10 protein-coding genes and 1 tRNA gene are annotated in these 12,753 nt (G+C 47.8%); 8 read left to right on the forward strand and 3 right to left on the reverse strand.

Going from position 1 to position 12,753, the window contains the following annotated elements:
- Positions 1 to 283: 283 nt before the first annotated feature.
- A tRNA-Glu gene (locus ACTHMC_RS03190) sits at positions 284 to 355 on the reverse strand.
- Positions 356 to 566: 211 nt separating this feature from the next.
- On the opposite strand from ACTHMC_RS03190, the gene gap reads away from it, so the two are divergent.
- Positions 567 to 1,580, forward strand: coding sequence for a type I glyceraldehyde-3-phosphate dehydrogenase (gene gap / locus ACTHMC_RS03195; protein ID WP_440410760.1), 1,014 nt, complete (start codon positions 567 to 569; stop codon positions 1,578 to 1,580).
- A gap of 101 nt (positions 1,581 to 1,681) precedes the next feature.
- Entirely contained in the window at positions 1,682 to 2,878 is a 1,197-nt protein-coding gene (locus tag ACTHMC_RS03200) for a phosphoglycerate kinase (RefSeq protein ID WP_440410761.1), read from the forward strand.
- A 106-nt stretch (positions 2,879 to 2,984) separates the two neighbouring features.
- Here ACTHMC_RS03200 and ACTHMC_RS03205 read toward each other — a convergent pair whose 3' ends face one another.
- The gene (locus ACTHMC_RS03205; RefSeq protein WP_440410763.1) at positions 2,985 to 4,082 is read right to left on the reverse strand and encodes a PQQ-dependent sugar dehydrogenase; all 1,098 of its coding nucleotides are present in this window, start codon (positions 4,080 to 4,082) and stop codon (positions 2,985 to 2,987) included.
- Between the two features lie 160 nt (positions 4,083 to 4,242).
- On the opposite strand from ACTHMC_RS03205, the gene ACTHMC_RS03210 reads away from it, so the two are divergent.
- The 4 genes from ACTHMC_RS03210 to ACTHMC_RS03225 all read left to right on the forward strand — a co-directional run bounded on the left by ACTHMC_RS03210 (position 4,243) and on the right by ACTHMC_RS03225 (position 7,167).
- Positions 4,243 to 4,833: a LemA family protein gene (locus ACTHMC_RS03210; protein ID WP_440410764.1), complete on the forward strand. Its 591-nt coding sequence runs from the start codon at positions 4,243 to 4,245 to the stop codon at positions 4,831 to 4,833.
- Positions 4,834 to 4,851: 18 nt separating this feature from the next.
- Positions 4,852 to 5,313 (forward strand): TPM domain-containing protein, encoded by a 462-nt coding sequence (locus tag ACTHMC_RS03215; protein WP_440410766.1) that lies wholly within the window; start codon positions 4,852 to 4,854, stop codon positions 5,311 to 5,313.
- Positions 5,314 to 5,325: 12 nt separating this feature from the next.
- The gene (locus ACTHMC_RS03220) at positions 5,326 to 6,105 is read left to right on the forward strand and encodes a TPM domain-containing protein (RefSeq protein ID WP_440410767.1); all 780 of its coding nucleotides are present in this window, start codon (positions 5,326 to 5,328) and stop codon (positions 6,103 to 6,105) included.
- Between the two features lie 66 nt (positions 6,106 to 6,171).
- Complete coding sequence (locus ACTHMC_RS03225) at positions 6,172 to 7,167, forward strand: TPM domain-containing protein (RefSeq protein WP_440410768.1); 996 nt, start codon at positions 6,172 to 6,174, stop codon at positions 7,165 to 7,167.
- 77 nt (positions 7,168 to 7,244) lie between these two features.
- Here ACTHMC_RS03225 and ACTHMC_RS03230 read toward each other — a convergent pair whose 3' ends face one another.
- Entirely contained in the window at positions 7,245 to 9,755 is a 2,511-nt protein-coding gene (locus tag ACTHMC_RS03230; protein WP_440410770.1) for a M1 family metallopeptidase, read from the reverse strand.
- A 124-nt stretch (positions 9,756 to 9,879) separates the two neighbouring features.
- On the opposite strand from ACTHMC_RS03230, the gene ACTHMC_RS03235 reads away from it, so the two are divergent.
- Both ACTHMC_RS03235 and truA read left to right on the forward strand, forming a co-directional pair.
- Positions 9,880 to 11,238: a hypothetical protein gene (locus ACTHMC_RS03235; RefSeq protein ID WP_440410771.1), complete on the forward strand. Its 1,359-nt coding sequence runs from the start codon at positions 9,880 to 9,882 to the stop codon at positions 11,236 to 11,238.
- Positions 11,239 to 11,277: 39 nt separating this feature from the next.
- The gene (gene truA / locus ACTHMC_RS03240) at positions 11,278 to 12,027 is read left to right on the forward strand and encodes a tRNA pseudouridine(38-40) synthase TruA (protein ID WP_440410773.1); all 750 of its coding nucleotides are present in this window, start codon (positions 11,278 to 11,280) and stop codon (positions 12,025 to 12,027) included.
- Positions 12,028 to 12,753: the final 726 nt, after the last annotated feature.

The raw sequence follows: 12,753 nt of genomic DNA on the forward strand, positions 1-12,753 counted from the left end.
CCTACGATCAGAGAGCTTTTTCTGCCTGTTGATATCAAAGGTGGGTTTGAATCGCTTCCTTTCCCCTGTCTCAGGATTTGTGTAATAATATTGCACGTACCACTTTTTGGTGATATCACCTTCGGCATCGTACAATTCTGGTGAAGTATATGGAAGCAGTGTCGCCATGTGATCCTTGAATTCAGAATATAAAAACTTATGAGCAGGTCCGCCGTTTGGCTCACCTGTTGGCTCACTTGTTTTAGTAACAGCAAAAAAGCCGCTCTGGGAGCGACTTTCCGAGTACCGCGTACGGGATTCGAACCCGTATCACCACCGTGAAAGGGTGGTGTCCTAACCCTTAGACGAACGCGGCGTTGTAAGGGAGTGCAAAGATAGGGGGACACTGAGTTCCAGCCAAATAAAAATTGAAGAAATGTAGAAAATTTTCAACCACAGGTGTTTCAAATCATTTCAAAATCTTGCGAAGGCTTATTCGCACTGCATTTCCTCAAAATCTCCATGTAATTGCCTGCAAATCTTTAACTTCGCTCCGCATTTTTTCACCATTAAAAATTCACCTCACAATGAGTACTGTTAAAGTGGCGATCAATGGTTTTGGCCGTATCGGCCGTTTGGTTTATCGCCAAATCTACAAAATGGAAGGGATCGACGTTGTTGCCATCAATGACCTCACCAGTCCCAAAGTATTGGCTCACCTCCTGAAGTACGACAGCGCTCAGGGCCGTTTCGACGCAGAAGTTACATCCACTGAGAACTCCATTATCGTGAATGGTGATGAAGTAAAGATCTATGCACAAAAGAACCCTGCCGATATCCCCTGGGGTCAGCACGGTGTTGACGTTGTACTGGAGTGCACAGGCTTCTTCACTGATAAAGATAAAGCTGCCGCTCACATCACTGCCGGCGCTAAAAAAGTTGTGATCTCTGCTCCCGCTACCGGAGACCTGAAAACGATTGTATTCAACGTTAACCACAATATTCTCGACGGTTCTGAAACCATTATCAGCTGCGCTTCCTGCACTACCAACTGCCTGGCGCCAATGGCTGATGTACTCGACAAACAATTCGGTATCGTGAACGGCCTGATGACTACCATCCATGCCTACACGAATGATCAGAACACACAGGATGCTCCGCACCCCAAAGGTGACCTGCGCCGCGCACGCGCTGCCGCTCAGAACATCGTTCCAAACAGCACTGGTGCAGCCAAAGCCATCGGCCTGGTTCTGCCTAACCTGAAAGGAAAACTCGACGGTTCCGCACAACGCGTTCCCGTTCTCACAGGATCTCTCACAGAAGTTACAGCCGTTCTCGGTAAGAAAACTACCGTAGACGAACTGAACGCCGCTATGAAAGCAGCTTCTAACGAAAGCTTCGGTTACACTGAAGACGAAATCGTTAGCAGCGACATCATCGGTATCAGCTACGGCTCTCTGTTCGATGCCACACAAACACGTGTTCAGACTGTTGGCGATACCCAACTCGTTCGCGTAGTGAGCTGGTACGATAATGAAATGAGCTACGTTAGCCAGCTCGTTCGTACAGTGAAATATTTCGCTGGCCTGATCAGCAAATAATTTCCCCGTTTCTAAGATATTCTGAACCACAACAGGCAGGGTACATCATTTGCATGCATCCGCACTTGTTGTGGTTCCTTTTCTTAGCTAAAAAAGAAAATATGTCAACTTTCAGCCAATTCAACTTCAAAGGACTTAAAGCATTGGTGCGCGTAGACTTCAACGTTCCCCTCAATGCAGAATTTCAGATCACTGACGATACCCGCATGACAGCAGCAGTACCCACCATCCAGAAGATCCTGAAAGACGGTGGCAGCGTGATCCTCATGAGCCATCTCGGCAGACCGAAAGATGGTCCTTCTGATAAGTACTCACTGAAGCACCTGGTAAAACATTTATCCGGCCTCCTCGGAGGCACTACCGTATTGTTTGCCAACGATTGCATCGGTGAACAGGCTGTAATGACCGCCGGCATGCTGAAGCCAGGCGAAGTACTGCTCCTGGAAAACCTCCGCTTTTATAAAGAAGAAGAAAAGGGCGACGAAGGCTTTGCTAAAAAACTCGCAGCACTCGGCGATATCTATGTGAACGATGCCTTCGGCACCGCACACCGTGCACACGCTTCCACAGCAGTGATTGCACAATTCTTCCCCAAAGACAAAAGAATGTTCGGTCTCCTCATGGAAGGCGAAGTGGCCAGCGCAGAAAAAGTACTGCACGCAGCACAAAAACCATTTACCGCTATCATCGGCGGCGCCAAAGTGAGCGATAAGATCCTGATCATCGAAAACCTGCTCGACCGTGCTACCGATATCATCATCGGCGGCGGTATGGCCTATACTTTCGAGAAGGCTCAGGGCGGTAAGATCGGTAATTCACTCTGTGAAGACGATCGCCTTCAGATGGCTGTTGACCTGCTTAAAAAAGCAGAAGCAAAAGGAGTTTGCATTCACCTGCCTTCTGATTCAACCATCGCTGATAAGTTTGATGCTAACGCGGAAACCTCCGGCGCTCCCAGCAATAATATCCCCGACGGCTGGATGGGACTGGATATCGGCCCTAACGCCTGCGAACAATTCACGAATGTGATCAAACGCTCCAAAACGATTCTCTGGAACGGACCGATGGGCGTTTTTGAAATGGAAAAATTCCAGCACGGTACAAAAACCATCGCGATCGCTGTTGCTGAAGCAACACAGTCCGGCGCCTTCTCCCTCGTTGGTGGCGGCGACTCCGTTGCAGCGGTGAACCAGTTCGGCTTCGCAGATAAAGTAAGTTATGTATCCACTGGCGGCGGCGCCATGCTCGAATACTTCGAAGGAAAGGAACTGCCCGGTATCGCTGCAGTAAAAGCCTAAACATCTTTCCATATAAAACAAAAAGTGCAGTCCCTGTCAAGACTGCACTTTTTTATTCCGCTGTGTCCAGTCGCTCGCGTCCCCGCGAGCGATTGGGAATACGCTATTATTCACTCTCCGTCTTATCTATCTCCACAATCTTATCATTGCTTCCATTACTTGTGCACACATACACTTTGCCCTCCGGTGAAATACAAACATCCCTCAATCTTCCATACTTATTGGCAATAAAAGTATGCGTATTATTTATGGCTGTTCCTGCCGCACTAAGCTCCAGCTGATATAGCGTGCTACCTTTCAGCGTAGCCATCAGCAATGAATTTTTCCATTGCGGAATACGATCACTATTGTAGTAATCAAGCCCGCACACTGCAATGGTAGGTGTCCAGGCCTGTAAAGGTTCCACTACATTATTGGCCGTGCAGAATGTCTGTTCATTCGCGAGGTTGCAGAAGCCGTGAACGGTAGGCCATCCGTAATTACGTCCTTTCTGAATGATATTCACTTCATCATCATTATTGGGACCATGCTCTGAACTGTACAGGATATTATTATGCCATACCAGTCCCTGGGCATTGCGATGTCCCATGCTCCATACAGCACTGCCGCTGGTTGGATTGTCTGCAGGAATACTGCCATCTGTTTCTATCCGAAGTACCTTGCCATTGAGCGAACCCGCATTCTGCGGAAGGGCCAGGTCCTCGGCGTCACCGGTGGTGATGTACAATTTCTTGTCGGGGCCGAAGGCGAGCCTGCAACCGTTATGGTTATTCGATCCGCGGATATTCTCCAGGATAGTGGTGCCACCGCTCAGTGCGCCATTACTGTAATTGTATCGCACGATCTTCTCCCGGTAATTACCGCCATCATTATAATTGTAAGCAACAAATACCTGCGGGGTGGAATTGAAATCAGGATGGAGTGCCATACCCAGTAAGCCGCCTTCGCCTTTTGCGGCAATATCACCGATAGTATGCAATGATGTGATGGCGCCGGTGGAAGGATTCACGCGGCTGATGCGGCCACCGCGTTCGGTAACCCAGATCTGGTTATCCGGGCCCCAAAGTATCTCCCAGGGCAATGTAAGATTACTGGTCAACACTTTGTCTGCCAATCCAACCGGGGCGGGAGGATTGTCATTGTCGCGCTTGCAGCCAGTCATGACCAGCATGAATAGTGTGAAGATCAAAAAGGTTGGTTTCATTGTAATAATATTGATGGGTGATACACTAATGGATACGAAAACTGTGCCGCAGCCGTTTGGTGACACGGTATGGAGCCGAAGGATAGCCGGAACAAGTCAAATTTTATTGCATCCTGAAGCAAAAGTGTTATTTTTAATACGTAATCAAATAGCATACAAAATGAAAACCTCTAGTCTTGCTCTCATTGTAATACTTGGCCTTCTTGTTCTTGTTGGTGGTTGTGCCGGATGCGGCTACAACAGCATGGTAAAGCTGGATGAAGATGTAAAGAATAAATGGGCGAATGTTCAGAGTGATTATCAACGCCGTGCAGATCTGATCCCCAACCTGGTGAATACTGTGAAGGGATATGCCAACTTCGAACAGGAAACGCTTACCAAAGTGATCGAAGCAAGAGCTAAAGCCACTTCTGTTCAGGTGAATGCAGACAACCTCACTCCTGAGAACCTGGAGAAATTCCAGCAGGCACAGGGTGAAGTGAGCAGCGCACTAAGCCGTTTACTGGTGACTGTAGAAAGATATCCTGACCTTAAAGCGAATCAGAACTTCATGGACCTTCAGAAACAACTGGAAGGAACTGAAAACCGCATTAAAGTTTCACGTAACGATTTTAATACAGCCGTTCAGGGTTATAATAGCAAGGTTCGTACTTTCCCTAATAATCTGTTCGCAGGTCTCTTCGGGTTCAAAGTGAAAGAACCATTCAAAGCTGATCCCGGTGCAGAAAGAGCGCCTGAAGTAAAATTCTAATAACCCTGAATTCACTCCATGGCAATTTTCCCTTTTTTCCGCAAGCCTGTTTTCTTCTCACCAGGAGAACAACAGCAGATCACCGATGCCATCAAGGAAGCGGAACGCAGGACCAGTGGTGAAGTACGTGTATTCGTGGAAAGCCGCTGCCGTTATGTGGATCCGCTCGACAGGGCTGCTGAGATCTTCCTCGGTCTGAAAATGAACGAGACCAAAGACCACAATGCAGTTCTTGTTTATCTGGCCATCAAAGATCATCAGTTTGCCATCCTGGCTGATGGTGGTATCCACCGTAAAGTGGGAGATGTGTTCTGGAACAATGAAGTGCAGGCCATGCGCAGGCATTTCAAAGACAACCATATTGCGGATGCAGTGGTTCAGGTGGTGTCAGATGTGGGTGAGGCACTGCATACACACTTCCCGTACGACAGGGACAACGACAAAAACGAATTGCCGGATGATATCGTTTTCGGCAGGTAAACCAGCAATCTGATGAAGAGACTTCTTTTTTTACTTTCCTTTCTGTTGATCATAGCCAGCGGCTGGGCCCAGGATATCAATAGTATCATCAACACCAGACCTGACAAGCTGGTGAATGATTATGCGGGCGTTCTGTCGGCTGATGAAAAACAGAACCTGGAAAGGTTACTGGTTGCCTACGACGATTCCACTTCCAACCAGATCGCGGTAGTACTGGTGAAAACACTGGGCACCCATCCGATCGAGGAAACCGCCCTGAAGATCTTCAGGGCCTGGGGGATCGGCAACAAGAAAACGAATAACGGCATCCTGATATTAGCGGCTATTGATGACCGTCAGATACGGATAGAAGTGGGATATGGCCTCGAAGGCGCAATCCCCGATATTACAGCCAACCAGATCATCCGCAACGATATCGGCCCCAATTTCCGTAGCAGCGATTATTACAAAGGACTGACTGCGGCATCAGCATCGCTGATCAAGGCGGCAGCCGGCGAATACAAGGCTCCGAAGGATTACAACAAACGCGGTAAGAAGAACAATGGAGGAAATATCCTTGGGATCATCGTTATCATTATCCTGGTGATCATCTTCGGTGGCATCGGCGGTGGTGGTGGTGGCTTCATGAGCCGCAGGGGATATCGCGGTGTTGGTCCTACCATCTTCTGGCCCGGCGGCGGTGGCGGCTGGTCAGGTGGCGGTGGAGGAGGTGGCTGGTCCGGCGGAGGCGGCGGCTTCGGAGGCTTCGGCGGAGGAAGCAGCGGCGGTGGCGGCGCAAGCGGCAGCTGGTAAAATATTTCAAAGCGGGACATTGCTCCCGCTTTTTTTATGCCCTACCTTACATTTTTAAACCGATATATGAAAAGAACCCTTTCCTTCCTGCTGATAATGCTCTGCATATTGCCGGCATTCGCCCAGGACCTGGACCAGATCATTTATAACAAGCCCAGCCGGCTGGTGAATGATTACGTGGCCACACTCTCACAGGAAGAACGGCAAAAGCTGGAAAAGAAACTGGACTCCTTTGATCGTAAAACATCTACACAGATAGCTGTTGTTCTGATCAATGAACTGAAAGGCCGTAAACTGGAAGAAACAGCCACCACCCTTTTCAACAACTGGGGCATCGGACAGCGGGATAAGAACAACGGCCTGCTGATTCTGGCGGTAATGCAGGAACGAAAAGTGAGAATTGAAGTAGGACGCGGCCTGGAAAGCGCCATTACCAATGAAACAGCAGCGCGGATCATCCAGGAAGATATTGTTCCGGCATTTAAAGAAGCCAGATATTTTGATGGGCTCGATACAGCTACCACTTCACTGATGAAGCTTGCTGTAAGTGTGTTTCCTGGCAACAACGCCGGAACAAATGACCAGGCAGGAATTCTCAAAGGAGAACTTAATAATTCAAAAACTCCTCCCGTACATTATACTGCAGAAACATATAATTCTTCAAAGGGATGGAACTGGCCGGCGATCAGATTGGAATGGGTGCTGTTAATATTCCTTTTGATAGTAATCGTATGGGCCACCAGAAGAATATTCAGCAATAAAAATGATGGTGGTGTGTTTGGTAGTAATGGCTACAAGCCTGTACAGTCAGAAGGTGGACAGTTTTTGGGAGGATTTCCGGCAGGATGGTTCTTCTCTAACCTTTTTCATAAGCACCCTGCCAACGCAGCCATGTTTTATCAATACCGGGCAAACAACCGGCGAAATTATAACAGCACTGCTACCAGTTCAGGAACTTACCTGGGAAGTTGGAGTGCCGGTGGTGGTAGCAACAGTTCGTCCGGATCCACCACCTTTGGGGGAGGATCCAGTTCAGGTGGCGGCGCTAGCGGCAGCTGGTAATAATAGCATATAATATATAATAAGAAGAGGCGGGCCCATCACGGGCCCGCCTCATTATTTATAACCGGAATGAAGAATTAAAATCCTTTCTTATCTCCCAGTTTTCCTTTCAGATAATCGATCTGCTCCTGCAATGCTTTCTTGTCTGAAGCGGCGGCGAGCGCTGCTTCTTTCTTTTTCAGCGTTGCGTTGCTGAGGAAGTTGTTCACTACGGCATCATAACCGTAAGGCTTCAGCACTTCCCTGAATTTGAGCGCAATGTCAACACCTTTCTTGAAGTTGGCAGTATTGCTTACAGAACCGAGGTAGTCGGCAAAAGGAGCCATCAGGTTGAACTTGGCGTTTGACAGCGGCATCTCATCAAATGTAGAGGCAATCACATCAAAAGAGCTTTCATCTCCTGATTGTGCCAGTACTTTGATCACAGACTCGGTCATATTGCCTTTCAGTTTACCGGTGCCTGCAATCTTTTTAGCAGCAGCGATGGCGGCAGCCTTATCTTTCTTCAGCAGGTTTTCCAGTGAAGCACCGGCCACGCTGTAAGAAGAATCATTGATGCCTTTACTGTAGATGGCATTGTATGCTGCATTGTCGTAGTTGCCGAGCATGCCTATAGCGGCTGCACGTACGGTTGACTTTGGATCGTTTTTAGCCAGGTCGGAAAGGATGGATTCAGCAGCAGCTTTGATAGTGCTGTTGGTCATGTCCAGTCTTGAAACCGTCATGATGCGCAGACCATGATATGGGTCTTTCATCGCTTGTTTCAGCAGTTCCTGTGCTTTGGAATTGGTCTGGTTCTTCAGGGCAAATTCGATGGCCTCGCGGCGGTCGAGATACAGACCTGCATATTTGTACTGGTGGATATAGTTGTCCAGCGTTTTATTGTCTTTCTTCACAGCCAGCAGGATCTTGTCTCCGTCAACATTCACCAGCTCCGGCCTGCTATTGTATTTGAAAGAGAAAGTATCAGCCTGGTTCTTTACCCAAACATTGTAACGTTCTTTCTTAGCGCCGTTGTACACATCGATAGCAATAGGCAGGATAAAGACCTTACCTGATTTCTGTGTTTGTTTGATGATCACCTGAACGGTTTTAGCGTTCTCGTTGTACACATAGTCGATATCCAGCAGCGGATGTCCGTCACCGAAATACCACTGATTGAAGAACCAGTTGAGGTCCTGTCCGGTCACTTTTTCAAACGCAAGACGCAGGTTATGCGCTTCAGCTGCCTGGAATTTGTTTTCGGTGAGATAAACGTTCAGGGCTTTGTTGAAGGCATCGTTCCCTACATAATTGCGGAGCATGTGCAGGATACGGCCACCTTTATTATAGCTGACAGCATCAAACATGGATTCCTTGTCGGGGTAGTGGAAACGAACCAGGTCTTTCTTCTCGCTTCCGCTCTGCAGGTAACCTGCCATATCGTTGTAGTTCTGGGCATCGCCGGCGTCTTTACCGTATTTGTATTCATCCCAGAGGGTTTCGCTGTAATTGGCGAATGATTCGTTCACAGTGAGGTTGCTCCAGCTTTCAGCTGTAACATAGTCGCCAAACCAGTGGTGGAACAGCTCGTGCGCGATGGTGCTTTCCCAGCCGTTTCCATCGATCAGTTCGCGGGCATCCTGCTGAGCGCTTTCCTGGTGAAGGGTGGCAGTGGTGTTTTCCATCGCTCCGCTCACATAATCACGGGCAGTCATCTGGGAATATTTCGCCCATGGATAGTCGATACCCGTGATTTTGGAGAAGAAGGTCATCATTTCGGGAGTATGGCCGAAGATCTTCCTGGCAACGGGTGCATATTCATGTTCTACATAATAGTTCACTTCTTTTCCTTTCCAGGTATCCTTGATCACGGCATAATCACCCACACCCATGAAGAACAGGTAAGGGGCATGTGGCAGGTCCATTTTCCAGGAATCGGTACGGGTGCCGTCTGCATTCTTTTTGGAAGAGACCAGCTTACCGTTGGAGAGGGTCACATATTTGGCAGGAACCGTCATGATGGTTTCCTGTGTGGTCTTCATATTCGGCTTATCGATGGTAGGGCACCAAACGGAAGTGGCTTCGGTTTCACCCTGCGTCCAGATCTGTGTTGGTTTGTCTTTTTCCTCACCGGTAGGATTGATGAAGTAAAGGCCTTTGGCATCTGTGATAGCTGCGCTGCCCTGTACTTTCACTTCATTGGGCTTGGCGGTATAATCTATAAAGATGGTATAGGTTTCGCTGGCCTTGTAGGTCTTGCCGAGGTTGATCCTGATATTCCAGCCATCATACTCAAATTTGAGCGGAGTGGTGGCTGTGCCTTTTACGAGCGCTACTTTGTTGATGTCCATTCCCTTGGCATCCAGGGTGAGGGAGTCTGTGGGATAGAAATGGGGTTTGAGTGTGATCCACACTTTCCCGTACATGTAAGACTTCTTGTAGTCGAACTTTGCATCCACTTTGGTGTGAACGAGGTCATTGATAATGGTATAGCTTCCACGATACTCTTTCTTCCAGGAAGTGTCCTGTGCTTCCGGCCCGTGATCCTGCGCTGCCAGTTGCTGCGCGGTGGTCAGGGCTAATACTCCAATGAGGAATTTCTTCATGATGAAAATTTAAAGTGGCGTAAAGATAGAATGGTCGCCCCTTAATATTACCAAAAAATTGTACAAGTGGCGGCAGGGTAATTGCAAATAAGTAGATTTGCTTATAAGCAATCCTTACCGCATTATGATGCGAATCGTATTAGCCATAGTTGTTTGTCTCTTCTCAGCTGCAGAAATCTCAGCCCAGGAACGCTATTTCCTGGCTATCCAGTCGGAAGACCGCCAGCCTTTTTATGTGCGGGTGGCCAATAGGACCTGGAGTTCCTCCGCAGTGGGAAATGTGGTGGTGCCTTCGCTGGGCGACAGCTCTTACCAGGTTATGGTAGGTTTTCCCCGCAGTAAATTCCCGGAACAGAGCTTCCTGATCAGTTTCAACCGGAAGGACCTCGGGTATACTTTGAAGCAGGGTGATGGCCAGGGATGGTACCTGCTCAACTGGGCCTCCGGAGAAAAGATGGGACCGTTAACCGGCAAACAGGGGGAGACCAACTGGTACGGAGATAAAAAGAAGGATGATGCCTTTACCAACCTGATGGCAGCCGTGGTAAATGATACGGCTGTACTGTACCTGGCCCAGGTGAAAGAACTGCCGGCTAAGCAGGTAGTATATGCGAAAGCGGAACCGGTAGGCTCAAAAACGGTTGATTCTTCGATGATCATAACAGATTCAGCAATAGCAATGGCTGATCATACGCCTCCGGCTGATACTGCATTTATAATTACGGATACGGCCCGGACCATTAATATGGCGGCGGTCGATAAGCCTAAGGATACCCTGGCTGTCACTGTGGATACGGCATTGGCGGTAGTGGTTGCTCCAAAAGAAGAGGGGGCGGGCAGTGCTGCTCCCATCCTGGTATACACGGCTCCCAAACCATCAGTTACCAGGCTCCAGGATTATGTGAATGGTAAAGGCAGGACCCTCATTTATGCGGATAGTTCAGCCTCCGGCATCGATACCATTTCCGTGGTGATTGACCTGGATCCGGATACTATAAAGAATATGGCCACGCAGCAGCCGGTCACAGAGAATAAACCTGTGGTGGTGGATACTCCTCAAATGGCTGCCCCTGCAGTGGTGGATACTCCAAAGGTGGTGGCTGAATCGCCGGTAGCAACTGCGGCAGTGGAATCCAGGGATTCAACGGCGGCTGATAAGAAGAAACTGGTGCTCATCAACTCCGACTGTACCAATTTCGCTACTGACAATGATATAGATAAGCTGCGTGTAAAGATCCTGGATGAGCCCAGTATTGAAAGTAAGGTAGCGGCTACAAAGAAGCTCTTCAGGAACAAATGCATATATACCCGCCAGATCAGGGCGCTTTCTGAATTGTTCCCCAATGATGAAGGGCGGTTTAAGTTCTTCGAACAATGTTATGCCTATACTGCGGATACGGCCGAGTTCCGTTCTCTCCTCTCTTTATTGAGTGAAGATGCGTACATTGCCCGCTTTAAAACGCTCGTCAGGATGAAAGACTGAGGAGTTGAATTCCGGTAATCATATATTATATCCAATCAAATGGCCCGATACTTCATTGAAGTGAGCTACAAAGGCGCGCGTTATGCGGGCTTTCAGGTGCAGGACAATGTGCTGACGATACAATCGGAGGTGGAAAAGGCACTGGCGGTCTATTTCAGGCAGCCGGTAGCGCTTTCGGGATCTTCCCGGACAGATTCAGGGGTGCATGCAAGGCAGAACTTCTTTCAGTTCGACGGTGATTTTGCTGTTCCGGACCGGGCGATGTACAATCTCAACGCGATATTGCCGGGGGATATAGCTATAAATAGTATAAGGAAGATGAGGGATGATGCGCATTGCCGTTTTGATGCCATTGCGAGGGAGTATGAGTATACTATATATAAGATGAAGGATCCTTTTATCGCGGACAGGGCTTATTTCTTTCCTTATACGGTAGATGAGGGGGTATTGCAGGAGGCTGCATCGGTGATAAAGGAGTATACGGACTTCACGAGTTTCTCCAAGAGGAATACGCAGGTAAAGACCTTCAATTGTAAGATAATATATAGTGAGTGGGAGAGGAGGGATGATTGTCTGGTATACCGTGTAAAGGCCAACCGGTTTTTGCGTGGGATGGTGAGGGGATTGACGGGAACGATGTTGAGAGTAGGGAGGGGGAAGATGACGATAGATGATCTGAGGAGAGTGATAGAAGCGAAGGATTGCACGGGAGCGGATTTTTCAGTTCCCGGACATGGGTTACTGTTAGTAAAAGTGGAATATCCGGAAGGTTATTTTGAAAAGGTATAAAAAAATGTGTGCGCTGAAACTTGCTACAGTTGTGGGTTTGAGTGTTTTAACAGAAAATAGATTGCAAATAGATTTGGTGGGGAACGAAACACCCTTATCTTTGCACCCCGCTTGAGAAAAACGGATAGAGAGAAAGAAAAGAGAGAAGAGAAAGCCGTTAAAAAGTGAGACAGTTCTTTGCAGTTTGATACAGGAAGCAACAGAAAAAAAAGAGCGGAAAAAGAGAAGAAAGATTTGGTGATAAAATGGAAACGCTCTACCTTCGCACCCCGCTTCAAAAGTGATACAGTTCTTTCCCCTTTACTAATCAGATACGGCGAAAAAAAAGTAGCAAAAACTTAATAAAAGTTTGGTTTGAAATACAAACTCTGCTACCTTCGCACCCCGGTTAAAAAGTAAGACATTGAGCGTAAGAAAAGAGGCCGGAAAAACAGTAAGTTCTTAGAGATTGTGGTGGTTGAAGCGACAAAAAAAAGAGTAGAAAAAAGCAGAAAGATTTGGTGATAAGAAATGCTACTCTTACCTTTGCAACCCATTCAAAAACAGCGAGTTCTTTCAAATATTGGTCAGTAGGGATGAGGGGTAAAATCTTCAGAAAATACTGAAAAATATTTGGTGAAAATACTTTGGTTCACTACCTTTGCACCCCGCTCGAAAGAGTAGGTAAAAAAGGGGATAGAAGTTGAACCTTTAAGATCTTTGAAAGTTTGGAAACAATAGCACATT

Source organism: Pseudobacter sp. (genome assembly GCF_051955275.1).
Lineage (GTDB): Bacteria > Bacteroidota > Bacteroidia > Chitinophagales > Chitinophagaceae > Pseudobacter.

Bases quoted from the DNA above. Each gene is read 5' to 3' on its own strand.
- gap (WP_440410760.1), top strand. From the start codon at position 567: ATGAGTACTGTTAAAGTGGCGATCAATGGTTTTGGCCGTATCGGCCGT.
- ACTHMC_RS03200 (WP_440410761.1), top strand. From the start codon at position 1,682: ATGTCAACTTTCAGCCAATTCAACTTCAAAGGACTTAAAGCATTGGTG.
- ACTHMC_RS03205 (WP_440410763.1), bottom strand. From the start codon at position 4,082: ATGAAACCAACCTTTTTGATCTTCACACTATTCATGCTGGTCATGACT.
- ACTHMC_RS03210 (WP_440410764.1), top strand. From the start codon at position 4,243: ATGAAAACCTCTAGTCTTGCTCTCATTGTAATACTTGGCCTTCTTGTT.
- ACTHMC_RS03215 (WP_440410766.1), top strand. From the start codon at position 4,852: ATGGCAATTTTCCCTTTTTTCCGCAAGCCTGTTTTCTTCTCACCAGGA.
- ACTHMC_RS03220 (WP_440410767.1), top strand. From the start codon at position 5,326: ATGAAGAGACTTCTTTTTTTACTTTCCTTTCTGTTGATCATAGCCAGC.
- ACTHMC_RS03225 (WP_440410768.1), top strand. From the start codon at position 6,172: ATGAAAAGAACCCTTTCCTTCCTGCTGATAATGCTCTGCATATTGCCG.
- ACTHMC_RS03230 (WP_440410770.1), bottom strand. From the start codon at position 9,755: ATGAAGAAATTCCTCATTGGAGTATTAGCCCTGACCACCGCGCAGCAA.
- ACTHMC_RS03235 (WP_440410771.1), top strand. From the start codon at position 9,880: ATGATGCGAATCGTATTAGCCATAGTTGTTTGTCTCTTCTCAGCTGCA.
- truA (WP_440410773.1), top strand. From the start codon at position 11,278: ATGGCCCGATACTTCATTGAAGTGAGCTACAAAGGCGCGCGTTATGCG.